Origin of the sequence: Gramella jeungdoensis, assembly GCF_023805255.1 — a bacterium.
Taxonomy (GTDB): Bacteria; Bacteroidota; Bacteroidia; order Flavobacteriales; family Flavobacteriaceae; genus Christiangramia; species Christiangramia jeungdoensis.
Genome location: NZ_JAMSCK010000001.1, coordinates 483,036 through 507,851 on the forward strand (window position 1 = coordinate 483,036; position 24,816 = coordinate 507,851).

20 protein-coding genes are annotated in these 24,816 nt (G+C 40.0%); 13 read left to right on the top strand and 7 right to left on the bottom strand.

Going from position 1 to position 24,816, the window contains the following annotated elements; all coding sequences use genetic code 11:
- Position 1 precedes the first annotated feature (1 nt).
- The 8 genes from NE848_RS02355 to NE848_RS02390 all read left to right on the top strand — a co-directional run bounded on the left by NE848_RS02355 (position 2) and on the right by NE848_RS02390 (position 5,968).
- Entirely contained in the window at positions 2-1,261 is a 1,260-nt protein-coding gene (locus NE848_RS02355) for a competence/damage-inducible protein A (protein ID WP_252110602.1), read from the top strand.
- 213 nt (positions 1,262-1,474) lie between these two features.
- Positions 1,475-1,714: a 50S ribosomal protein L28 gene (gene rpmB / locus NE848_RS02360; RefSeq protein ID WP_252110603.1), complete on the top strand. Its 240-nt coding sequence runs from the start codon at positions 1,475-1,477 to the stop codon at positions 1,712-1,714.
- A gap of 20 nt (positions 1,715-1,734) precedes the next feature.
- Complete coding sequence (gene rpmG, locus NE848_RS02365) at positions 1,735-1,917, top strand: 50S ribosomal protein L33 (RefSeq protein ID WP_140595061.1); 183 nt, start codon at positions 1,735-1,737, stop codon at positions 1,915-1,917.
- Positions 1,918-1,925: 8 nt separating this feature from the next.
- Entirely contained in the window at positions 1,926-2,075 is a 150-nt protein-coding gene (locus NE848_RS02370) for a DUF4295 domain-containing protein (RefSeq protein ID WP_084509775.1), read from the top strand.
- A gap of 138 nt (positions 2,076-2,213) precedes the next feature.
- Positions 2,214-3,167: a signal recognition particle-docking protein FtsY gene (gene ftsY, locus NE848_RS02375; protein ID WP_252110604.1), complete on the top strand. Its 954-nt coding sequence runs from the start codon at positions 2,214-2,216 to the stop codon at positions 3,165-3,167.
- 4 nt (positions 3,168-3,171) lie between these two features.
- Positions 3,172-4,809, top strand: coding sequence for an amidase family protein (locus NE848_RS02380; protein ID WP_252110605.1), 1,638 nt, complete (start codon positions 3,172-3,174; stop codon positions 4,807-4,809).
- On the top strand, positions 4,802-5,086 hold the full coding sequence (locus NE848_RS02385; protein ID WP_252110606.1) for a hypothetical protein: 285 nt from the start codon (positions 4,802-4,804) through the stop codon (positions 5,084-5,086). Before NE848_RS02380 ends, NE848_RS02385 begins: the two co-directional genes overlap by 8 nt.
- Complete coding sequence (locus tag NE848_RS02390; RefSeq protein ID WP_252110607.1) at positions 5,087-5,968, top strand: aminotransferase class IV; 882 nt, start codon at positions 5,087-5,089, stop codon at positions 5,966-5,968. It begins immediately after the preceding gene.
- Between the two features lie 7 nt (positions 5,969-5,975).
- On the opposite strand, the gene NE848_RS02395 is transcribed toward NE848_RS02390, so the two are convergent.
- On the bottom strand, positions 5,976-7,106 hold the full coding sequence (locus tag NE848_RS02395) for a DmpA family aminopeptidase (RefSeq protein WP_252110608.1): 1,131 nt from the start codon (positions 7,104-7,106) through the stop codon (positions 5,976-5,978).
- A 196-nt stretch (positions 7,107-7,302) separates the two neighbouring features.
- Between NE848_RS02395 and rimO the strand changes: the two genes are divergently transcribed.
- On the top strand, positions 7,303-8,655 hold the full coding sequence (rimO, locus tag NE848_RS02400; RefSeq protein WP_252110609.1) for a 30S ribosomal protein S12 methylthiotransferase RimO: 1,353 nt from the start codon (positions 7,303-7,305) through the stop codon (positions 8,653-8,655).
- A gap of 92 nt (positions 8,656-8,747) precedes the next feature.
- Positions 8,748-11,450 carry a hypothetical protein gene (locus NE848_RS02405; protein WP_252110610.1) on the top strand — a complete coding sequence of 901 codons (2,703 nt, stop codon included), beginning with the start codon at positions 8,748-8,750 and terminating at the stop codon, positions 11,448-11,450.
- 6 nt (positions 11,451-11,456) lie between these two features.
- Here NE848_RS02405 and NE848_RS02410 read toward each other — a convergent pair whose 3' ends face one another.
- The 6 genes from NE848_RS02410 to NE848_RS02435 all read right to left on the bottom strand — a co-directional run bounded on the left by NE848_RS02410 (position 11,457) and on the right by NE848_RS02435 (position 20,709).
- On the bottom strand, positions 11,457-12,518 hold the full coding sequence (locus NE848_RS02410) for a class I fructose-bisphosphate aldolase (protein WP_252110611.1): 1,062 nt from the start codon (positions 12,516-12,518) through the stop codon (positions 11,457-11,459).
- A gap of 22 nt (positions 12,519-12,540) precedes the next feature.
- Complete coding sequence (locus NE848_RS02415; protein WP_252110612.1) at positions 12,541-13,830, bottom strand: erythromycin esterase family protein; 1,290 nt, start codon at positions 13,828-13,830, stop codon at positions 12,541-12,543.
- Between the two features lie 76 nt (positions 13,831-13,906).
- Positions 13,907-14,572 (bottom strand): TIGR02117 family protein, encoded by a 666-nt coding sequence (locus NE848_RS02420; RefSeq protein WP_252110613.1) that lies wholly within the window; start codon positions 14,570-14,572, stop codon positions 13,907-13,909.
- Positions 14,573-14,582: 10 nt separating this feature from the next.
- The gene (locus NE848_RS02425; protein WP_252110614.1) at positions 14,583-15,110 is read right to left on the bottom strand and encodes a TVP38/TMEM64 family protein; all 528 of its coding nucleotides are present in this window, start codon (positions 15,108-15,110) and stop codon (positions 14,583-14,585) included.
- Positions 15,111-15,379: 269 nt separating this feature from the next.
- Positions 15,380-18,208 carry a M16 family metallopeptidase gene (locus NE848_RS02430; RefSeq protein ID WP_252110615.1) on the bottom strand — a complete coding sequence of 943 codons (2,829 nt, stop codon included), beginning with the start codon at positions 18,206-18,208 and terminating at the stop codon, positions 15,380-15,382.
- A gap of 11 nt (positions 18,209-18,219) precedes the next feature.
- The gene (locus NE848_RS02435) at positions 18,220-20,709 is read right to left on the bottom strand and encodes a M14 family metallopeptidase (protein ID WP_252110616.1); all 2,490 of its coding nucleotides are present in this window, start codon (positions 20,707-20,709) and stop codon (positions 18,220-18,222) included.
- A gap of 112 nt (positions 20,710-20,821) precedes the next feature.
- On the opposite strand from NE848_RS02435, the gene bshC reads away from it, so the two are divergent.
- The 3 genes from bshC (at position 20,822) to NE848_RS02450 (ending at position 24,422) form a co-directional block, all read left to right on the top strand.
- Positions 20,822-22,438, top strand: coding sequence for a bacillithiol biosynthesis cysteine-adding enzyme BshC (gene bshC / locus NE848_RS02440; protein WP_252110617.1), 1,617 nt, complete (start codon positions 20,822-20,824; stop codon positions 22,436-22,438).
- Position 22,439: 1 nt separating this feature from the next.
- A complete protein-coding gene (locus NE848_RS02445) occupies positions 22,440-23,804 on the top strand; it encodes a pyridoxal phosphate-dependent decarboxylase family protein (protein WP_252110955.1) in 1,365 nt (454 codons plus the stop codon).
- A 165-nt stretch (positions 23,805-23,969) separates the two neighbouring features.
- On the top strand, positions 23,970-24,422 hold the full coding sequence (locus NE848_RS02450) for a YybH family protein (RefSeq protein ID WP_252110618.1): 453 nt from the start codon (positions 23,970-23,972) through the stop codon (positions 24,420-24,422).
- The last annotated feature ends 394 nt before the right edge of the window (positions 24,423-24,816 follow it).

Here is a 24,816-nt window from a genome sequence, read left to right on the forward strand (position 1 = left end):
TATGAAGGCTGAAATTATTACAATTGGTGATGAGATTCTCATTGGTCAGATTGTAGATACCAATTCGGCATTTATTTCCAAAGAACTTAATAAGATAGGTATAAGCGTTCATCAGATCACTTCAATCCAGGATGAGCGCGAACATATATTACAAAGCCTAAAAGAAGCAAAAGAAAGGGTAGATATTGTTATTATCACCGGAGGACTGGGGCCTACCAAAGACGATATCACTAAAAAATGCCTTTGTGAATTCTTTGGCGATAAACTGGTGAGGAATAATGAGGTCTTGAAGCATATTGAAGAACTCTTTGAGAAATATATAGACACCCCTATTTCAGATCTTAACCGCGACCAGGCATTAATACCTTCTAAAGCTACTGTTCTTCCCAATAAATATGGTACTGCGGCTGGAATGTGGTTTGAGGAAGATGGAAAAGTGTTTATTTCGATGCCCGGGGTTCCTTACGAAATGAAGGAACTTACCAAAGATGAGTTGATTCCCAGGCTGATGAAGAACTTTTCAAGACCCGTGATTTTACATAAGACGGTTATAACCTATGGGCTGGGAGAAAGTGCCCTGGCCGATAAGATCGAAAGCTGGGAAGATAATCTGCCTAAAGAGATCAAACTGGCTTACTTGCCTAATCTTGGAAAAGTTAGATTAAGGCTTACCGCCCGGGGTAACGATGAAGAGTATTTAAAGAACCTTATTGACGGCCAGATAACTGATTTGCATGAAATCATAGGCGATGTTATTTATGGGTATGAAGATGACGATCTGGTTGAGGTTTTAATCGCAAGAATGCTTGCTGAAAAAGGATGGACATTATCTACTGCCGAAAGCTGTTCCGGCGGAAGGCTGGCAGTGAAATTTACCCGGGCTCCGGGTTCTTCTGCTACCTTTAAGGGAAGTATTGTGAGTTATGCTACGGAAGTAAAGAAAGAACTTTTGGGGGTTTCTGAAGAGCTTATAGAACAGAGATCGGTGGTTAGTGCTGAAGTAGCTGAAGCAATGGCAGTGAACGCCAGGAAGAAATTCCATACAGATTTCGCCATATCTACTACGGGTAATGCTGGCCCTACAAAGGGAGATAGCGATGCCGAAATAGGAACTGTGTTTATCGCTATCGCAACACCAAATGGAGTGACTTCCGAAAAATTCATGTTTGGCAATCACCGGGAAAAGGTAATCGGTAAAACTGTAAATAAGGCAATGGAATTGCTTCAGCAAGCGGTAATTAAGTGCCGGGATAGTTCCTGAACATGAAATTGATCTGATTTTGCATCAATTAGTTTCGATTTAGGAAAAACTAAAATCGGCTAAATTTTCTATCAGGCCTTTTATAGTCTGCATTTTCACAGGACGTAATCAGAGTTGAAATCCCTAAAATATTTTTTTTGAATTAGTTGTCTGTTAGGTAAAAAAATCGTTAATTTGCAGCCTGTTTTGAAATAACGAGAAAAGTATAGAGCAATGTCAAGAGTTTGTGAACTTACCGGGAAAAGAGCAATGGTTGGGAATAATGTTTCTCACGCCATGAATAAGACGAAGCGTAAATTTAACGCTAACCTAGTTAAAAAACGTTTCTTTATCCCTGAAGAAGACAGATGGATCACTCTTAAAGTGAGCACTTCTGCATTAAAAGATATCAACAAGAAAGGAATCTCTGCCGTAATTAAAGAGGCCAGAGCAAAAGGGTTTCTTAAGAAATAATCCGATAAAAAACATTCACAATGGCAAAGAAAGGTAACAGAGTTCAGGTAATCCTAGAATGTACAGAACATAAAGCATCTGGTCAACCAGGTACTTCAAGATATATTACTACTAAAAACAAAAAAAATACACCGGATAGAATTGAGTTGAAAAAATTCAACCCTATTCTTAAGAAAATGACGGTGCATAAAGAAATAAAATAATTTGAGTCATGGCAAAGAAATCAGTAGCATCTATTCAAACAGGATCTAAAAGATTAACCAAAGCAATAAAAATGGTTAAATCTGAGAAAACCGGTGCCTATACTTTTGTAGAACAAATCATGGCTCCGGAAGACGTAAACGACTTTTTGAAGAAGTAAGAAGCTTCACAAACGATATTATTTTTTAAAGAAGCCGTTCAGAATAATTCTGGACGGCTTTTTCTTTTTATGTATATTTATTGCCGCAATTCTAGAGGGTTTTAACCTTCTTTTATTTTTTAAAACCTGCCAAACAAAATGAGTTTATTTAAAAAGATATTTTCACAGGAGAAAAAGGAAAATCTTGATAAAGGACTGGAGAAATCCAAGACCAGTTTCTTTAATAAGATGAGCAAGGCTGTGGCCGGAAAATCCAAAGTTGATGATGAGGTACTGGATGATCTGGAAGAAGTACTTGTAAGCAGTGATGTTGGAGTGGCTACCACTATCAAGATCATCAATAGGATTGAAGAGCGTGTGGCTCGCGATAAATACCTGGGAACCGATGAGCTGAACAAGATCCTTCGGGAAGAAATAGCGGCTTTACTGTCTGAAACGAATACCGGCGAATATTCAGACCTGAATATTCCAGCCGATAAAAAACCTTACGTAATTATGGTGGTTGGTGTAAACGGAGTTGGAAAGACCACCACCATTGGGAAACTGGCTCACCAGTTCAAGAAAAAGGGAAAAAAGGTGGTACTTGGTGCCGCTGATACCTTTCGCGCTGCTGCGATAGACCAGTTGCAGATCTGGGCCGACAGGACCGAAGTACCTATCATAAAACAAAAAATGGGAAGTGATCCTGCTTCTGTAGCTTTTGATACCATTCAGCATGCCGTGAAGATGGACGCCGATGTGGTTTTGATCGATACCGCAGGTCGACTGCATAACAAGGTGAACCTGATGAAGGAGCTTTCCAAAGTAAAGAGAGTGATGCAGAAAACGGTTGCCGATGCCCCCCACGAAGTACTTCTCGTACTGGATGGATCAACAGGGCAAAACGCCTTTGAACAGGCCAAACAGTTTACTGCTGCAACGGAAGTAACTTCGCTGGCGGTTACCAAACTGGATGGTACTGCTAAGGGAGGAGTAGTGATCGGTATCAGCGATCAGTTTAAAATACCTGTAAAATATATAGGTGTGGGAGAAGGAGTGGAAGATCTACAGGTGTTCAATAAATTTGAATTTGTAGATTCCTTCTTTAAATAAACCTATGAAAAAACAATTACTTCTTCTTGCCCTGATTGCAGTTTTTAGCTGTAAGAATGATAAAGCTGAAAATGATCTGAATGAAGATCAGCTTCAAGCCAATTCTACCGATACAGTAGAAGAAATGGAATTCAAAGTAGTGGATTCTAAATTCATCGATAATGATGAATTATGGTCGCCTTTTGAATCTGAACTTTCCAAATTTTCAGGAGAGGTATATGAAGAAGTAAAAGCTCTGGTTTTTGAAAAATCAATCCCTCAAATCCAGCAGGCGATAGATGAAGGAAAGCTAACTTATGAAGAGTTAGCTCTTTTCTATCTTTCCAGAATCAAGGAATATGACAGAGACAACGAACTTTCTTTAAACTCTGTTATTTCACTGAATCCCGATATTATAAAAGAAGCCAGAAAGAAAGATGAATTAAAGAGCAGTGCTAAAAACCATCATCCAATCTTTGGAATTCCCGTTCTCTTAAAGGATAATATCAACACCGCTGGCATACCTACAACTGCAGGAGCGGCGGCGCTTCAGAATAATAATACTGAAGATGCTTTTATTGTTCAGCGTTTAAAGGAAAATGGTGCCATAATACTTGGAAAGGCAAACCTTAGCGAATGGGCCTATTTTTTCTGCGGAGAATGTCCCAGTGGTTATTCGGCTGTAGGAGGACAGACCCTTAATCCTTATGGCAGAAAGATACTTGATACCGGTGGTTCAAGTTCTGGAAGCGGAGTGGCTGTGTCGGCCAATCTTGCACCGGTAGCGATAGGCTCTGAGACTTCTGGCTCTATACTTTCACCATCCAGTCAGAATTCAATTGTGGGTTTAAAGCCAACAATAGGCTTGCTTAGCAGGGGAGGTATTGTGCCGATTTCCAGTACCCTGGATACTCCTGGACCCATGACGCGATCTGTGATAGATAATGCTATCCTGTTATCAGCCATGAGCGGAACCGATCCAAAAGACCCGGCGTCCAAATCAGCAGGGAGGGAGGAGCAGAATTTTTATGCAGATCTTAAAGCAACAGATCTTAAGGGTAAAAGGTTTGGTGCTATCAAATCTTTAATGGAAGATACCTTATACGTAAGAGCTGTAAATGATCTTAAAAATGCGGGTGCCGAAATAGTAGAATATGAGGCTGAAGAGATCAACCTTCCAAACTTCGTAAGATTGCTTAACCTGGATATGAAGAAGGACCTGCCTGAATATTTTAAAAATTATGGTGGAGAAGTGGAATTTGAGAATGTTAAGGATGTTGTAGATTATAACTCAAAAGACACACTGTCTCGTGCACCATATGGCCAGGCTTTATTCCTTGGGATCGTGAAGGATTCTGCAACAGCCGATGAATTTGCCGCTATAAAAGATACCTTAAATAGAAATGGGACCCGCTTCTTTGAAAAGCCAATGAAAGAGCATAACCTGGATGCGGTGCTTTCTATCAATAATTATCATGCCGGTTTTGCGGCGGTCGCTAAATATCCAGCCATAACAGTGCCTATGGGTTATACCTCTAATAACGCTCCTCGAGGTCTCACTTTTATAGGTAAACCTTTTACTGAGCAGCAATTACTGCAGTGGGCTTATGCCTTTGAACAAACCACGAACCGACGAAAAACCCCGGAAAACTATAATGAGTAAGACTTCCCAGAGATACCTTGTTCTAATCTCAAAGATCATTTTCTTTTACAGCATCTTCTATGTAATTATGAAGATACTGGCCATTTTCCAGGGAGCCTGGCTGATTCCTAATCTTATTCTTAGCCTTCCATATGTGGTTTTTGCCGTCATAGGTGGTTTCATGGTAAAAAGAAATTCTTATCACTGGGCATATGTTATCGCCGGGGCAATTGTTATAAGTGCGATACGTTATTATGAACAGGAGTGGATGGTCCAGTTACATAATTATTTCAACTAAGTGCAGGCAGCAGGCGTTCATAATAAAAAGACATATCCGGAAATAGTCTGGTTCAACGGCGAGTGGATGAAATATAACGAAGCTAAGATCTCGGTATTTGATCGTGGATTTATGCTTGGGGATGGTGTCTATGAAGTGACTCCTTTTTATGAAGGCAAAGCTTTCGGACTTAAAGAGCACCTGGCCCGACTTCAGTATTCCCTAAATGAGATTATAGTAGATTTGGATGCATACGGTCTAAAACCGCTTATGTTTGAAGCTATCTCTAAGGCTGGATTATCTCAAAAGGATGCGGCAGTCTATGTACAGGTTTCCAGGGGAGTTGCACCAAGAACTCATTATTTTCCGGATAATATAGAGCCAACCGTATTGATATATGCTTTCCCTGCCTCTCTCAAAGGCTTTGAAAATAAACAGTGGAGTGTGCTGGTCTCTGAAGATCTCAGGTGGCACCGATGTGATATCAAATCTACTTCACTATTGGCAAATATTAAGTCAAATACTCAATCTCACAGCTTGGGACTGGATGAGAATCTATTGGTTCGCGATGGTCTTTTTACGGAAGGCTCGCATTCCACAATCTTTTTTATTAAGGATAATATTATCTATACGCATCCGGAAGGACCTCAGATTCTTTCTGGGATCACCCGAAAATTCGTAATAGCTATTTGTGCTGAATTGAATATCGAGGTAAAAGAGGAAGCTTTTCCTTTGTCTGAATTAGAAAGAGTTGATGAAGTTTTCCTAACAGGAACCACTACACAGGTAATGGCTGTAAAAGAAATGTATTCTGAAGGAAATAACATCTATGATAAGCCTGAAATTGGTCCGGTAACCCGCAAAATACAGCAGGTATTCATTCAGAAAACGCGAAGCCTTTAGAAAGGGATTATTTCTTTATCACATTGTATTTTTTTAATATAGGTATAACCTTTTCCAAAGGCAGCGCCTTAATGCTTCTACCTTTAAAACCGGTCATGGTTTCGGCCATGAATAATGAATTCAGAATAGCCTCTTCGGTAGCTTCGATGGCTCCCATAAAGATAGGTGACATCAGCTCATTTGGTACTACCGTATTTTCCAGCAGATCAGATTCAATTTTATATGGCACCCTGTTTTCTTCCGCGGAAGAAAACGCGATCACATAATCTCCACTTCCGTTGGATGCAATACCACCGGTCTTCGCGAGGCCAAGAATGGCTCTTTTTGCCAGTCGTTTTAAATTCCGGCTATCCAGAGGCGCATCTGTAGCTACCACGATCATACAGGAACCATCGGCACTATCCATTATCCTGTCCCTAAAACTGAATTGTTCCAGCTCTTCCCCAACCGGGGCTCCATCTATCTGCAGGTTACCTCCAAAATTGGTCTGAACAAGTACTCCAATGGTGTATCCGCCAAGACTTTCAGGTAGTTTCCTGGAAGATGTTCCAATTCCCCCTTTGAATCCAAAACAGATAGTTCCCGTGCCGGCACCTACGTTTCCTTCTTTTACATCTGAATCTGCATTTTTGATAGCAGCGATCACATGGTCTGCTTTTACATGCTGTCCGCGAATATCATTCAGGTAACCATCATTGGTTTCACCAACCACGGCATTCACCGATCTTACATCTTCATTGCCTTTCTGATTCAGTGTATATTTTATTACCGCGTTCATTCCGGTAGCTACGTTCAGCGTATTAGTGAGTATTATAGGAGTTTCAATATTTCCCAATTCCTCAATTTGCGTGCTCCCGGCAAGCTTTCCGAAGGCGTTACCAACAAAAACCGCGGCCGGTACTTTCTGCTGAAAAATGTTTCCCTCATGTGGTAGTATCGCCGTAACTCCTGTTCTTATGGAATCTCCTTTCATAAGGGTGGTGTGCCCGACTTTTAATCCCTTAACGTCGGTGATCGAATTTTTTGGGCCTGTAGGCAGAACTCCGGGTTGGATACCCAGGTCGCGTATTCGCTGTTGGGAAAAAGCATTAAAATTTAAAAGAAAAATGCATAGCAGGAGTGCAAGGAAGTGTTTCATTCAAACGGATTTTTGAAATTTGAAGATACAAAACCAATTGTAAGTTTTACGAAGACTTTAAGTCTTAAGACCTAAGCTTCTGGAATTCTAATTTTAGATTGTATCTTTGCACCCGCCAGAAATTTAGGTTCCAGATAAGACCTCACAGGTTTTCAAAACCTGTGAGGTCTGGTAAGGAAGTAAAAATGGAAATTGTATGAGGACGAAGTCATTAAAGAAGAACAGGATAAATGTGGTTACCCTTGGTTGTAGCAAGAATGTCTACGACTCAGAGGTATTGATGGGGCAGTTAAAAGCCAATAAGAAAGACGTTGTCCATGAAGAAGACGGGAATATTGTTGTTATAAATACCTGTGGGTTTATCGATAACGCTAAAGAGCAATCGGTAAACACCATTCTGGAATATGTTCAGAAAAAGGAAGAAGGGGAAGTAGATAAAGTATTCGTAACCGGTTGTTTAAGTGAAAGATACAAGCCGGATCTTCAAAAGGAAATGCCTAATGTAGATCAGTATTTCGGAACAACTGAGCTGCCCGGACTTTTAAAGGCTCTTGAAGCTGATTATAAACATGAACTGATAGGAGAACGACTTACTACTACTCCAAAGAATTATGCTTATTTAAAGATCGCTGAAGGTTGTGATCGTCCATGCTCATTCTGTGCGATCCCGTTAATGCGTGGCGGACACAAATCTACTCCTATAGAGAATCTTGTAAAAGAAGCTGAGAAACTTGCGGCCAATGGAGTAAAGGAACTTATTCTTATCGCCCAGGATCTTACTTATTACGGGCTCGACCTTTATAAGAAGCGTAATCTTGCAGAATTGCTTGAGAATCTTGTAAAAGTTGAAGGTATTGAATGGATAAGACTGCATTATGCATTCCCAACCGGATTCCCAATGGATGTACTTGATGTAATGAAACGTGAGCCTAAGATCTGTAATTATTTGGATATTCCGCTTCAGCATATTTCGGATGATCTTCTGAAATCGATGAGACGCGGAACCACTCATGAAAAGACTACAAAGCTTCTGAATGAATTCAGGAAAACTGTTCCCGAAATGGCCATCAGGACCACGCTTATCGTTGGGTATCCTGGTGAGACTGAAGAGCATTTTCAGGAATTGAAAGAATGGGTGAAGGAGATGCGTTTTGAACGCCTTGGCTGTTTTACCTATTCCCATGAAGAGAATACTCATGCTTATAACCTGGAAGACGATGTACCACAGGATATCAAGCAGGAGCGAGCGAATGAGATCATGGAGATTCAATCTCAGATTTCCTGGGAGCTTAACCAGGGAAAAATAGGTCAGACCTTTAAAGTAGTGATAGACCGTAAGGAAGGAAATTATTTTGTGGGCCGTACCGAATTTGATTCACCCGATGTTGATAATGAGGTACTGATAGATGCAACTTCGGTTTATCTTAAAACAGGCGATTACTACGAAGTTAAGATCACCGATGCAGCCGATTTTGATCTTTATGGACTTCCGCTAAACGTAAAAACTGAAAAACCCGGAAGGAAGGAAATCAAAGTGAAAGTTGGGTAAGATTAGTTAAACGTTTGATTTACTGATCGTTATATTGTTTGTGTTGATGTTTTTTTTAAATTTGAGAAACACTTATCAACATAATTTCATCTGTGCGGTCTCTTATATTCATCTTATGTATCATTTTCTCTCAAGCCTTATTTGCGCAGGATGAGGATTATAAGATCGTTTCTAATTTTGCCCTTGCCGAAAAGATCTATCTTCAGCTTGATAAGGATGTTTATATCGCAAATGAAGATATATGGTTCAAGGCAATTCTTACCCATGCTTCAACCAATATACCAAGTAATCTTAGTGGTGTTCTTCATGTAGAACTTATTGGGCCGGATTCACATTTGGTTGAAAAAAAGCTTATTAAAATTGAAAAGGGTATAGGTAATAACTTTTTTCATCTTTCGCCCGAATATCAGGAGGGTAAGTATTTGTTAAGAGCCTATACACAATGGAATCGGAATTTTGGTCCTGAATTTACCTTTAGAACATATATAGACGTTTTTAGGTCTTCAGAAGAAGGAGAAAAAATTATTGAAAATTTAAACCTAATAAAGGAAACCAATGTTTCGCGATTACAAGCCAGGTTAAGGCCATATTTATTAGATAGCCTGCATGAAAATAAATTATCAGTGTACCTTCATTTTAATAATCAAAAAGACACCCTATTCTTAAAACCTGAAAGAGATGATAGTTTTCTTATAGATCATAAACTTCCTGAAGGGACCAGTGTAGTTACCCTTACCATGGAAACTAGTAATTCTTACCGTTATACTAAAAGTTTTGCATTAAAGAATAAATTATTAGATGTTCATTTTTTTCCGGAAGGAGGAGAGATCTTGCATGGATTAATGAATAGGGTGGGGGTCAAGGTGTTTAACCATGCAGGAAAAGGAGTGGCTATTCACGGTGAAATATTAAATAGTAACCATGAAGTAGTAGAAAATTTTGAAAGTAACGCCCTGGGTTTGGGTGTGTTTTCTTTGTTGGCTACGTCAGAATCTTACTATGCAAAGATTTATTTCTCTGCTAGTGATAATGATCCGGAAATATATGTTCTACCCAGGGTTATAAAAAAAGGAAGTGGCCTATTAGTAGATAAGGGAAAGGATATTGTACGATTAATTGCGACTTCAAACCATCTCATTAACGATAGTATTTCAATAGAAATTAGTTCCAGAGGTGTACTATATTATATGATTAGAGGTAAACTTAAAAATGGCAATTTTTATACAACACTCTCTTCCAGGATATTTCCAAATGGGATCATTGGTTTAAAGCTTTTAGACAAGGATGAAAATACTATATCAAGGCGAATTTTTTTTAATGAAAGGCCTGAGGATCTTTTAGATATTCAATTAGCCATAGATAGGTCTGTTTACAATACTAGGGATAAAACGAATCTTGAGATCAGCATTACCAATAATGAAGGTATAGGAGCAAAGGCCAATTTGTCAATTTTAGTTCTTAATAAAGAGCAGCTGGGAGCACGAAGAACCCGGGCAAATAATATACTATCTTATTTTTTGCTGGATTCGGAATTAAAAGCGGCCGTGCAGGATCCCGGATCTTATTTTAGAGTTCGTAATAAATTCTCTGAGAGCGCCCTTGATTTACTGCTTTTAGCCGAGGGTATAAAAAACTATAATTACTGGGAATCTCCAGAGAAATCAATTTTTTTTCCAGCGGAAAAAGGGCTAAATATAAGCGGTTATCTTAAAGGAGTGCTTCCTGGAAAAGATGAGGAAGATAAAGTATCATTGAATATGATGACATTCGGTGAAAAGAAGACCATATATAATCAAATAACTAATAGTCATGGTGGATTTAATTTTGTACTAGACGATGAGTTTGGTAGAAATATAAATGTATTGTTCCAAAGTAATTCAAAGAACAGGAAGAATAAGTATTATGAAGTGATAGTTGATAGGAAGAAAGAACCTGAAATCTTTTATGATCATAATCAAGCTATAGTACCAGTAGATAGTGAGGTTTCTGAAATAGTGGGAAAGCAAAGAGAAAGAAAGGTTTTTAATGATTCCTTTAAAGTGCTTTCTGGTGTAACCGAACTGGAGCAGGTGGATATTGAAGTTACTGGTATGACACCACAACGAAAAAAAGTGTTGGAAAGATTTGGAAAAGCTGAAACTATTATTTCAGGTGAGTCAATTCAACGAAAAGAAAAGGATTGGTCTTATGGACTTTATAGTGTTTTACTCTTTAATTTTAGAGATAAAATTCGAATAGAACGTGATAGTAATGGTGAATTACGGGCAAAGGCTTTTAACAGATTGCCATGTCTGGTGGTTGTTGATGGGATACCCGTAATGGGGTATAGTTATGATTTTATTCCCAATATTCTGCCCAGTGAAGTTAAGAGTGTGGAAATTATTGAAAACGCCAGGAATTTCTCGAAGTTGTACAGTGAAGTTTATCCAGAGGTCTCTATGGCCAATAGTCCAATGCAGGGTAACGTCATTGCTATCTATACAAAATCTGGGGGTGGTTTGTTTGGATTGAACCAAACCCCAGGATTGCTGGAAACCTCTATACCGGTTTTTGCTCCTAAGAAAGATTTTGAGCAGCCAGAATATGAGGATTTAGCGATAAAAAATAGCAAAAAACCCGATTTGCGTTCAGTGATCGAATGGGAACCTGAGATAATTACAGACCCATCAGGAAAAGCTTCAGCTTCATTTTATAATGCAGATATATCGGGTGACATGCTCATTATAGTTGAAGCAATTGCTGAAGATGGTAAAATAGGCTACCAAACACTTTCCTACCACGTAGAAGATAAATAAACCCATTTAGGCAATAGTGATTTCATCTTCAAGATAGACCTGCTGCACACTGTTCAGGATTTCCACTCCTTCTTTTAACGGCCGCTGAAAGGCTTTCCTGCCCATGATAAGTCCGGCACCTCCAGCACGCTTATTGATTATAGCCGTTCTTATAGCCTCCTTAACGTCTGATTCCCCTTTGGAACCTCCACCGGAATTAATAAGGCCTATTTTTCCCATATAACAATTTGCAACCTGTAATCTGCAGAGGTCGATGGGATGGTCGGTAGTCAAACTTTCATACATCTCATCATTGTACTTTCCAAAATTGATATCTCTAAAGCCATAATTGGTTTCCGGTAATTTCTGTTTGATCACATCTGCTTTTATGGTGACGCCAAGGTGATTGGCTTGTCCGGTAAGATCGGCAGCCGAGTGATAATCCTTGTCGCCAGTTTTGAAACTGGAATTCCGGGTATAACACCATAAGATGGTACCCATTCCCAGCTGATGGGCTTCTTCAAAGGCTTGGGCGATCTCTATGATCTGCCGGTTGCTTTCCTTGGAGCCGAAATAGATGGTAGCGCCTATGGCGACCGCTCCCAGGTTCCAGGCTTCTCTAACCGTTCCATAGGGTATCTGGTCATATTTATTAGGATAGGTGAGTAACTCATTGTGATTTATCTTGACCACAAATGGGATCTTATGTGCATACTTTCGGGCATGAAGCCCAAGAACCCCAAATGTAGAGGCAACTCCGTTGCAGCCGGCTTCGATGGCCAGTTTTATAATATTCTCTGGATCAAAATAATCCTTGTTCTTATAAAATGAAAAAGCTGCCGAATGCTCTATGCCCTGGTCTATGGGGAGTATGTTCAGGTAGCCGGTACCTCCAAGATTTCCGTGGTTATAGAGTTGGGCAAGGCTTCTTAAGGTTTGAATATTTCTATCACTTTTAATAAAACTTTCTATAGGTCCCGGTCCTAGAACTTTAATCCTGTCAGCAGGAATTTTTTCACAGCTATGCTCCAGGTAATATTTGGCATCCTTTTCTCCGAGAATTTCTCTTATTTGTTCGATATATTCCATTACTGAAATTTTTGGTTGGTTATTAGATACCGAAAGGAAATGTATCAGGGGTAAAATTTCCTTGAGGTCTGAATTTCAAAGGGTGCAATGCCTGGGTCTGATCTAAATAAAGAAATGCGTCATATCTTTCAACCATATCGGAAGGGACATAATTACCACTGTCCCGTTCGGGATCATAAACCACCCCGACAGCCCGATGGCCAAGGTCTTCAGAAAATGCATTGGTGATCTCAGGATGTTCATCAAAAATGAGTAGTTTATTGGTTCCGTCAAATTGATGCATTTTTTCTTCAAAACTACTTTCCCTTGCAGGCGGCAGATACATTTCCTGCATGGGTGCTCCCCATGCATTTCCGGCAATGACAGAGCCCTCATAAGACCCAAAGCCTACGAGAACGGTATTCTTATATCCCTTTTCTTGGCGTACCAATTGTCCCAGGTTTACCAGTCCGGCATGGGCCATATTGGTAGCACGAGCATCACCAATATGCGTATTGTGTTCCCAAATAATCACCTTTGCCTGATCCCCGTGGTAATCCATAATTCTATTCAGGGTCTCCATCATATGCCGGTCGCGTACATTCCAGGAGCTACTGCCGAATTCTGACATGGCCTTATAATATTTTTCGGCATTTGCCATTACCAGCGAGTTGATCTCTGCATTTAGATCGGCTTCCAGCTCACTGTCGTAATTATGGGATCGTTGTCTTACCTCCTTTAATAACCTGATTACTTCTTCCTGGCATCCTGGTTTTGAGCGGCTGAACACCGATCCGTAAGAGTCATTTTCTTTGAAAGGTTCAAAACACATCATGGCCTGCCTTGCCAGTTCTGCAGTTTCAGGATCTTCTTTTTCAAGATAACTTACTATAATTTCCATGCTTTCCCAAAGGCTGTAAACATCAAGCCCATAGAATCCAACCCGGTTATCTCTTGAATGATGCTGGTTGTAGTCCTTAAGCCAGTCTGCAAATGCAGCGATCTCCCAGTTAGCCCACATCCAGGTAGGCCACCTGTTAAATTCATGAAGCACCTCCTGTATATCCTTAGTTTCTCCATTCTTTATCCATTTATTGATCTTGAAACAATCGGGCCAGTCGCCTTCCACTGCTATGATTGAAAATCCTTTTTCTTCAATAAGTCTTTTGGATATCTGTGCACGCCAGGTATAGTATTCGTGAGTGCCATGGCTGGCTTCTCCTAATAATACATATTGAGCATCTCCAATCCTTTCTAACAATGGGTCCAGATCATTCCTGGAATGGAGGGGATGAAAGAAATCTGAAACTTTCCTGGGACTTGAAGTGCTCATAATTCAGGCCTAATGGTTATTTATCTGAATTTAAGTGTTTTATGGTGAAAAATGACTTAAAAAATTGATAAAAATGCTAAGAATGCTGCCAGAACAGGGGCCAGGCAAAAGGAGTCCAGAGGCATGATCTTAAGCCTGAATATTTTAATGCATTATTTGCCCATGAATTGCAGGTTCTGAATGCATGAAAAGAAGATTTTGAAGCATAGAACACATCATTGCTGGAGTAATGAAAATTTAGAGGCCTCAGGCTTTTGTCCGACTCAAATTGAAAATGCTTTAAAAAATATTCCGTAAGCTTTTTATACTGTTCAACGTTAACTTCGATCTCAACGATCTTTTCAGAATCAATTTTGCTAAGGCGCCTTATATGTAAAGCCGAAGGAGTATTCAGGAATAAGGAGTTAAAGGCCGTTTTAAGCTTAAGGTCTTCCCAATAGGGAGTTGTACGGTAGAATTCGCGGTCTCCCCATCCAAATGAATAATATTTCGCATTTTTAATATTGGCAGGAAAATGTTCAGGCAGGATGATGTTTTCCCAGTTGAAAGTCTCATTCTGGATCGGGACAATAATATCGGAATGTGAACCATTCTGTACCAGGTAAATTTTTATAGGGCCATGCTGAACTGAAGTTCTATTAACTGTTATAAGCCCACCAATCAATACCAGTATAGAATAGATCAGGGGTGGAACCATGATAATGATCAGTACTTTTCGAAGATATTTGGCCAGGACTCTCATTTGATCATTATTAGTCAGTCTTCCTGGATTGCTTTTTTCGCCTTCGGTGATCTATATAAACATAAACAGCATAAATCAGAATTCCGGCACCTCCTATCCAGTAAAGACCATTTTTGAGTTCATGGGTGTCCCTTCCAAAATACGCGATGGCAAATGACAATGGGATTATCCCTGTTAGGGTTGCAATAATGAACTTTCGGTATTTCATCCCGAGCATACCGGCAATAATGCTTATAGCATCATTCGATAAAAACGGAGAGATCCTGAAAATCGTTATCGTCCAGAAACCATAATTTGAAACCCAGTATTGTACCTTCTTGTTCTTTGAGCTACCGATCATTTTCTGCAGATGTTCTTCTCCCAGCCATTTTCCTATATAGAATGCGATTGTAGACGCACAAAACACGCCGGCTATAGAAATAAAGGCTCCTCCCCAGAATCCGTATGCGAGAACTGCCACGATCATTGGTAGCCATGAAGGAAATACTACAAGGAATATCTGGAGTATCATTACGATAATAATTGCGATTGGCCCCATATTCCGAAACTTTCAAAATGTGAACTGATCCTATCCTCGTCATTGCTCCATAAAATTTTCCAGGTTTCATTGATAAAATCCTGAAATGGAGAATAGGAAAAATACAGAATTATTAGCCCGGCAATAATACTCCCTGTAAGTATATAGGATGCTTTTTTAGACAATGCTGGTTTTTTTGGTTGTTGGGAAAGCCATAGCTTCCGAATCAAAAAGATATAAAAAAGGCGGAAATGTTAATTCCCGCCCTGCCTTAAAACTTTTATAAAGTTTTAATTTTCTTCTGAATCTGGATTGAGCAATACAGGTTTTCCATAACCCAGTTCTTCCAGTTTATCCAGCTGAGTCTCTGCATCTCCTACTATTAGATAATACATTTTATCGGGGTTAATATATTTTCGCGCAAGATCCTGAATGTCTAATACACTCAGATCTTCAACCACCTTCTCACGGTCTTTGATATAATCGTACTCGTATCCGTAATCATTTATTTCCTTTAGCATATTGAGCTTTGCTCCAAGAGTTTCAAAACGCCGGGCATTGCTCTTGATCATATAACTTTTGGTTACATCAAGATCTTCCTGTGTGAATGTTGAAGGATATTCATTTATGATATCACGTACAAGCTCGGCAGCTTCATAAGTGATATTCGTCCTTACACCACTTTTAATTAGAAAGGGACCTATATAAGACCTATCCAGAAATCGGGAGCGGATCCCATATGTATAACCTTTTCCTTCTCTGAGTTCTTGAGTTAACCTGGAAGCAAAGCCTCCACCACCCAGTTTGTAATTCATTACCTCTGCCGGATAGAAATCTTTGGAGATCGCCGAGAGAGCAGGAGCGCCAAATGCGAAAACAGATTGTTTAGCTCCTGGAACATCATAGAAATAGATCCTGGATTTTGCCGGAGGCTGAAATTCGGGAATTTCGGGCAGATCGATACTGGTAGGAGGCCAGTTCGCAGAAATCCCCCTAACCGGGGTGAGGGCCTCATTTTTTTCTATCGCACCTACCACCAGAAAGCTAGAAGCCATAGGCGAAAGCTTCTCTTCGTAGAAGTTCTTTATATCTTCCAGGCTTATGTTATTTACGGATTCTGTTGTCCCCAGCTTATTATAAGACAGGATGCTATTTTCACCGTAGATAAGCTTTTTGAATTCATTTTCGGCAATACTGTTGGGATCTCCCTTTTCCTGTTGAATCCTGCTAAGGGTTTGTTGCTTTATAAGTTCAAATTCCTTTTCATCCCATCTTGGTTCCAGAAGGATCTCCTTTACAAGTTCCAGGGTCTCAGTATAGTTCTTGGCAAGAGTATTTCCAGAGATCGATATTTTTTCCTCCTCGGCGTTAACCGAGATCGATGCGCCCAGCAGTTCAATGGCTTCTTCCAGTTCTGCAGGAGTTCTTTTTGCTGTCCCTTTGGTCAGCATTTCTGCAAGTATATGAGAAATACCGGCATTGACCGGCTTTTCAAGTAATTGTCCTCCTTTGATCTCAAGGCTGAACCGGACCAGAGGAACCTCTTTATTGGTGATGCCTAAAACCTTCATTCCTGAAGGCATATTAGCTTCCCATATCTCAGGGATCTTAAGTTCTGGTTTTCCGTGATATGGAGGTTCAATACTTCTGTCAAAACTTGAAGGTGTCTTTTCGTAGGAAGCCTGTTGATTGGGATCTACTTCTTCTTCAGCTCCTTCAACGATTTTTTCTTCCACCACCTCTGCTTTTTGGGAATTTTCCAGGGCCAAGCCTGCCTCCCCTTTCGGTACAAAGCTGGTTGCTATGTAGTTATTGTTTTTGATGTATTTATTAAAAACACGCATTACATCCTGCGATGTGACGGCAAGTAATTTTTCAACCTCCTTGTTTATATAATTAGGATCGTTGGCGAAGATCTGGTATTGAGCGAGCTGAAAGCCCTTCCCGAGAACGCTGGAAATCGAATTGTAAAAACTGGTTTCAAGTCCGGATTTTATTCGTTTAAGATCTTTTTCAGGAATTCCATTTTTTTCAAAGTCCTTAAACGTTTCTTCTATAGCAGCTTTTACAGAATCCAGGTCCTTCCCGTCATAAGCCCTTACCTGAAGCATTAGCTGGCCTGCAAGTTCTGAGGTATAATTGAACATATCAACTTCACCTGTTAATTGTTCTTCTTCTACCAGCTTTTTATATAATGGGGCATTCTTTCCATAGGCCAGATAATTTGAAAGTATTTCCAGTGCGTATGAGTCTTCATGATAGGAATAAACCGATGGCCAGGTAAGGGTGAGTTCTGGCAATTTTGCAAAATTGTCTTCGTGATAAAGCTTTTTTGTTTCATCTAGCGAGACCATTTGTTTTTCAAGCCGATCTATTTTCTCTCCTCGAGGGATCTCATCAAAATATTTATGTACCCATTCCTTTGCCTGTTCCTTATCAAAGTCTCCTGAAATGGTGAGGATCACATTGTTTGGAACATACCACTTATTATAAAAATCTTTTACATCCTGCAATGTGGCATTCTGCAGGTCTTCCAGACTGCCGATTACCTGCCAGTGATATGGATGTCCTTCAGGATACAGGTTACGGTCTATCACATAAAGCGTGTGACCATACGGACGGTTATCGTAGGTCTGACGTTTTTCATTTTTCACTACCTGCTTTTCCTTAGCCAGAACAGGTTCGGTTACAGTATTTATAAAAAAGCCAAGCTTATCGGCTTCGGCCCATATCATTTTCTCCAGTGCATCATTGGGTACCGTTTGGAAATAATTGGTCCTGTCCCTGCTTGTTGAACCGTTCGCTCCTGAACCTCCGATCCTTGCACTAAGCCTGTCGAGTCCACCTTTTCCCAGGTTTTCTGACTCAAGGAAAAGCAGGTGCTCAAAAAGATGCGCAAAGCCGGTTCTACCTTCTTTTTCTCTTGCCGATCCCACATGAGCCGTAAGCGCAACAGCCACTACGGGATCAGATTTATCCTGATGCAGTATAACCTGTAACCCATTTTCGAGGCTGAAGGTTTCAAAATCTACAGTAAAGGTTTTGTTTTTTTCCTGTGCGAAAGAACTCGTTCCAATACTTAGAATTAAAAGGTAGTAAGTAAGCTTTTTAAAATTCATTGGATCAAAAATTATAGGTCGGCAACCGAGTTATTTGCAAAGAAAATGGCATTTACAAAGAAAAGCTTTCCGTTTTCCCAGAAGGCCCTGAACAGTGGATTATCAACCATATAAATCACACTTCCCTGTCCCATAGGCACTTCTCCGAATACCAGCGAATTATTCAGTTTTTTAACTGCTTCACTTCCTGCAAATCCTGAAACCACTTCCGGATTTTTAATATAAGCAACATTGTATCCATCACTAAGCAAGGAGTAACTATCACTGCTCAGTTTAAGAGTGAAGTAATTTTTGTCATATCCAAATGCCATGGGATGAGTGTTGTCCACATTTGTTTTTATGATACTGCCGGTGATAAGGTTCTTAATACTTTCACGTTCTCGCTGTGCATAAGGAGTAAGATTGGGCTTCGCTGCGGTAGAGTCTTTTTGAGTTTGTTTATTCTCTTTTATTCCAAACCCATTCTTGCCTGCGAAACTTCCTACTGCATTGCCAATGGCGATAAGTTTTCCTCCACTCTTCACCCATGAAGTGATCTTTTTCTCCATTTCCTCATCGAGCCATTCGCTGTACCAGCCTGAAGGCATTATTAAAACATCAAATTCGTCCAGATCTACCCTTTTTAAATAATCGGTTCCCAGTGGTGTTACGGGATAATTGAGTTCCTGCTCAAAGAAATACCATACCTCGCCAAAGTTTAGGGAAGACACTTCATTACCTCTTAACAGCCCTACTTTCTGCTCATTGATGATCTTGATCTCTGATGAACCAAAATCGGGACCGCTACCGGCAAAACTTGTCTCGGCCGTCAATAATTGTCGTTGGTACGCATTCGCGATCTCTATAAGTGTATTATCAAAATTCAGAACATCCTGGTTGTCACTTTTTGTGATCACAAGGCTTCCCGGAGCGAATTTCTGGCCATTACTTTCAAATGGCACTTCACTGAAACGTACCTTAATGCCGGTCTTTATAAGTTGAGCAAGGAATGTCGCATCCTGCATACTGTTCCATTTTGTGATATATCCGGCACCCTCAGGATCAGCCGTATTCTGCACATCAGAGCTTTCAGGTTTTGCATTTCCCTGGATGCTCCTGTTGCTTGCCACTGCATCGAGTCCGTATGCATAGGGCAGACTCCAGGCAGTAATATCATAGGTAAGTGAATCGGCTAATTTGGTCTTTGGTTCAAATAGTACCTTGACCATTTTTCCTTTGGGCTGATCGGTAGAAACAATAAGCGTATTTTCATCGGTGTTCAAATTCCCGTTTCCGTTCTGATTATAGTTGTATCCGCTTACACGATCGGAATTTCCATAAGAATATTTGATCTTATGCCTGTCAAGAAGTTCTGTAAGTGATTTGATCCTGTCCGGATTTCCTTTAAGCGCATAGCTTTTATAATTAAAATCGGAATCACTAAAGTAATTCTGAAATTCTTTATTTAATTCTCCGGCATTTTTTGAGGCTACTTCAACCGTTGAAATTCCTGTAGTAAAGTGGTGCTCCAGCCTGTCTTTCAGGGTAAGCACAGAGGCCTCATCTGTTTGGATGCCAAGTCCCGCTCTGCCATGTCCGGCCTGCTCATAGGTCATTCCTATGGATCCCATATAGGTGGGATAAGTATCACCATAACTGGGATATAAAAGGTCAAAACGCTCTCCCGTGAAATATAACCAGCCCTCCTTATCAAAATATTTCGCATGATTTTTTCCTATTCTCGTCTGAAAATCTCTCTGAAAAGGAGTGATGATCTCATGAAAAGGTTCGGCAGCCGGGGCGAAATAATAAGGTTCGTTAATACCCTGTTCATGGAAGTCTACATGAACATGAGGCAGCCACAGGTTGTAGACCTTTAGACGCTGCTGGGTTTCTACCTGTGTTGCCCAGGCCCAGTCACGATTTAAATCAAAAAGATAATGATTTGGCCTTCCTCCGGGCCATGGTTCATGATGCTCGGCCGCTTCCTGGGAAATATTGTAGGGTTCGGCCTTTACCTGATTGTACCAGTTGGCGTAACGATCCCTTCCATCAGGATTTATACAGGGATCTATAATGACTACCGTATTTTTTAACCAGTCCTGTTTTTCGGTGATAAGATTATAGAGAGTTTTCATAGACGCTTCGGTGCTGGAAGCCTCATTTCCATGAACGTTATAACTAAGCCATACAATAGCGATATCTGATGCTCCCGATCCATTACCGATACCTGCATTTTTCAGATGATCAGCTCTTATCTGTTCTAGATTTGCCAGGTTTTCTTCCGAAGAAATAATGGCATAGGTGAGTGGTCGGCGCTCGTTTGTTTTTCCGTAGTTGTGATATTGAACCATCGGAGAATTTTCGGCAACATGACTGAAATAATCCACCACATCTGCATGTCGTGAAAACTGGCTTCCAAGTTCATAACCAAGAAATTCGGAAGGTGTTTTAAGTTGCTGGGCAATAGTTATTTGTATTGCTAAAAATGAAAGAATAAGAAAGCTAAACTGTTTTTTCATCAGATTTTGTTTATTCAAAAGCCGAGTAAAGATAGTATGTAAGCTTGAATTAACTAAAATTTACATAATAAAATCCCTATCTTCGGTATCTTTGCAAACACAATTGAAATTTATGCCAACCGATTGTATTTCGTATCCCGAATCCAATTACTTCTCTTCTTTAATTCTCGATTACCTGTCTGAAAAAAGTGATCTGGAGGATTTCTATAATCGTTTTCCCAAACCTGAGAATTTTGGTGATCAGATAAAGGAAAAGAAGAGTTCTTACGACCATGGTATAAGAATGGACCTGGTGAATGTCCTGAAAAAGCAATATTCTGGTCTGGATCCTTCTGAAAGTGTTGAGCGTAATATTGAACTTCTGGAGTTAGAAAATACCTTTACGGTGGTAACTGGACATCAACTGAATCTTTTTACCGGCCCCCTGTATTTTCTTTACAAGATAATTTCGACCATAAATCTTACAAAGCAATTAAAGGAGAAGCACCCCGATCATGATTTCGTGCCAATCTATTGGATGGCAACTGAAGATCATGATTTTGAGGAGATCAACTTCTTTAACCTGCATGGAAAGAAGTTCAAATGGAATGAAGCTGATGAGCGGGCAGGAAAAACCGCGGTAGGTTATCTTTCAACTAAAGGGCTGGATGAAGTCTTTAAGCTATTTTCGGCTGAAATAGGAGGAGGGGAGAGCGCAGAATTTCTAAAATCGCTTTTTGAAGAGGCGTATTTAAAACACACTAATCTTACCCAGGCGACAAGATATATAGCCGACAAGATCTTTGGGAAATATGGCCTGGTGGTACTAGATGCCCAGGATGCTGAACTTAAAAAGCATTTTATTTCCTATGCTAAAAATGAACTTATAGATCAGATTTCATATAGAAAAACCTCTGAAGTTGTTGAAAGGATCAATTCACTGGGCTATAATATTCAGGTGAATCCACGCGAGATCAATTTGTTTTACTTAACCGAAGAGATGAGGGAAAGAATCATAGAGAGGGATGGTAAATTCTTTGTGCATGAAACCCAGATATCCTGGAGCAGGGAAGAGATCTTGGAAGAGCTTAGGGAACATCCGGAAAGATTTAGTCCAAATGTAATGCTCAGGCCTTTGTATCAGGAGGTGATCCTGCCCAATCTCTGTTATATCGGAGGAGGAGGGGAGCTTGCATACTGGCTGGAATTAAGATCTTATTTTGAAGCCGAAAATGTGACTTTCCCTATGTTGCTGTTGCGGAATTCGGCTTTGCTTCAAACGGCCAAACAGAATAAAAAAAGAGAAAGACTAAATATTACTTTACAAGAGCTATTTCTGAAGCAACATGAACTGATCAATCGTAAGGTTCGGAAGATATCCAATATAGATATAGACTTTTCTCCTCAAAAACAACATCTCGTTGAGCAGTTTCAGGAAATGTATAAGCTGGCTGAGCAAACCGATAAGTCCTTTCTGGGAGCAGTGAAAGCCCAGGAAGTAAAACAACTTAAAGGCCTTGACAATCTTGAGAAGCGATTGCTGAAAGCTCAGAAGCGTAAGCTGAAAGATGAAGTTGAGCGAATCGCTGAGCTTCAGAATGAGCTTTTCCCGAATAAAAGCCTTCAGGAGAGACAGACGAATTTCTCCGAATTTTATGTGGAATATGGTGAACAACTCGTCACCGAACTTATGGAAAATTTAGATCCACTGGAGTCTAATTTTAAAATATTGACCTTTGGAAAAGAATAGAATGCACACCATAGATATGGATCTGGTAGAAATGACACTTGATGTCATGAAATATACCATAGACCGTATCTCTAATGTAACCCCTGAACTGGGATCACCTAAAAAAGAAGAAGATCTTTTGCGTATAGTTGGAGAGACGATCACGCCCGAAGGCATAGGCGGTGAGAACGCATTCAAATTATTCCGTGATGTGCTGGTTAAGGCAACGGTGCCCATAGACCATCCCCGTCATCTGGCATTCGTTCCCGCGGCGCCTACAAGAGCTGCCATTATGTTTGACCTTGTTACTTCGGCTTCAAGTATTCATGGTGCTTACTGGATGGAGGGAGCAGGAGGCATATTCTGTGAAAACCAGGCAATGAAATGGCTGGTTTCTCTTACAAAACTACCTGAAGGAGCTTTTGGTGTATTTACAAGTGGGGGCACTGCCGCCAACCTTTCTGCACTGGTTACCGCCAGGGAAGAATGGCGCGAAAATAAACCCGAATATGCCCGGGAAAGAGCTCTTTTACTCACTTCTAATGGAGCTCATAGTTCCATTAAATCCATGGCAAAGGTGATGGATGCCGATGTAATTCTGATCGATTCTGAAGATGAATACCTCTCTGGTGAAGACCTTAAAAAGACAATTGATGGTTTAAGCCCAGAGGACAGGGACCGGCTTTTTGCTGTAGTGGCAACCGGAGGCACTACCAATGCGGGTATTATAGATGATTTAAAGACAATTGCCGATATATGTGAGCAGGAGAAGATATGGTTCCATGTAGATTGTGCTTATGGCGGTGGCGCTCTGGCAGCCACTTCAGTCAGGCATCTTTTTAAAGGTATAGAAAAGGCTGACAGTATTACTATAGATCCACATAAATGGCTCTTTTCTCCTTACGATTGCGGGGCGGTTATCTATAAGAATCTGGAACTGGCCAAAAAAGCTCATTCTCAAAAGGGAGCCTACCTTGAGATCTTTAAAGATGAAGGAGCCCAGGGATTCAATCCGGCAGATTACCAGATACAGCTTACGCGCCGACTTCGAGGTCTTCCACTTTGGTTTTCCCTTGCGATGCACGGGACAGATAAATATAAAAAGGCGATTGAACGGGGAATTGAGCTCGCACAAATAGCCGCAGCTAAAATACAGGATAATGATAATCTTGAACTTGTAAGACCTGCCAGTTTATCGGTGGTGCTTTTTAAAAGAAAGGGCTGGAATGCTGAAGATTACCGGGACTGGACCTATAAGAATCACAGGGAAGGCTTTGCGCTCGTTACTCCTTCTCTTTGGAAAGATGAAAGTGTAATAAGGTTTTGTTTTATTAATCCTGATACTACCGAAGAGGATATAGATAAAATCCTGGAAACATTGAAGTAAGAGAATTCATATCTTGCTGATATTGAGTGTTGAATATAATTTTCGTATATTCAATTTCCATTAATGAACAATTCCTAAAAGGAAGATACTCTACTGTTCATATTGATGCCCCCATCCATCACTTTTACTTAATGGCTATTATTACTAACCAATATTTATTTTATTATGAAAAAACAATTTATGCTATTGATTGCAGCCATTTTTATTGGCTTTACAGGTTTTGCTCAAAAATCTACTTCAGCCCGGGAAATAGTTCAAAACAATTCCAGGATGATGGAAAAAGCCATGGCAAATGGTGATTTTGAAACTTTCGGATCATATTTTACTGAGGACGCCATGTTTAAAATATCCAACCATAATCCTCTTAGTGGCAGAGAGGCAATTACAGAGGCTCACAAAGATATGAAAGGGATTCAGCTTTCAATTGAAACCGAAGAGGTACTGGATTTTGGAGATTATATACATGAAATAGGTAGCTATGAATTGAATACTCCCGATGGAAAAAAAATGGATCATGGATATTATTCAACTTTATGGAAAAAAGTTGATGGAAATTGGAAGATATACAGGGATGTTATAAGCTCGTCCACACCTATGCCGGCACCTCCCTCAAATTAATAATATTACTAACCAACCAGCGACAGGGCCCTAAAGAATTTTCTTTAGGGCTTTGTTTTTATATAAATTAAAAAATCCCCTAAAAGAGGATTTTAAGTGTAGGGCAAAAAAAGTATATTAGAATCTATAATAATAAGATTGTAGAAGTAATTACCAGGATAAATACTAAAGCATAAATTAAAACGGTCTCCCATGTTCTATGGGGATTTAGAAGCCAAACGGTTCTTTCGTATTTTTCTTTCTCATTCCGGGGGGCTTATCCATAGTTTTTACTTTTAAGACGCGGTAAAGATATTTTGACAGTTCTAAATAAAAAATTAAAAAATTAGAATTAAGTATTAAAAAAGGCTGATTCTCTGTTAAATAGATGCAGAAAATTTAAAAATTCAGTGTT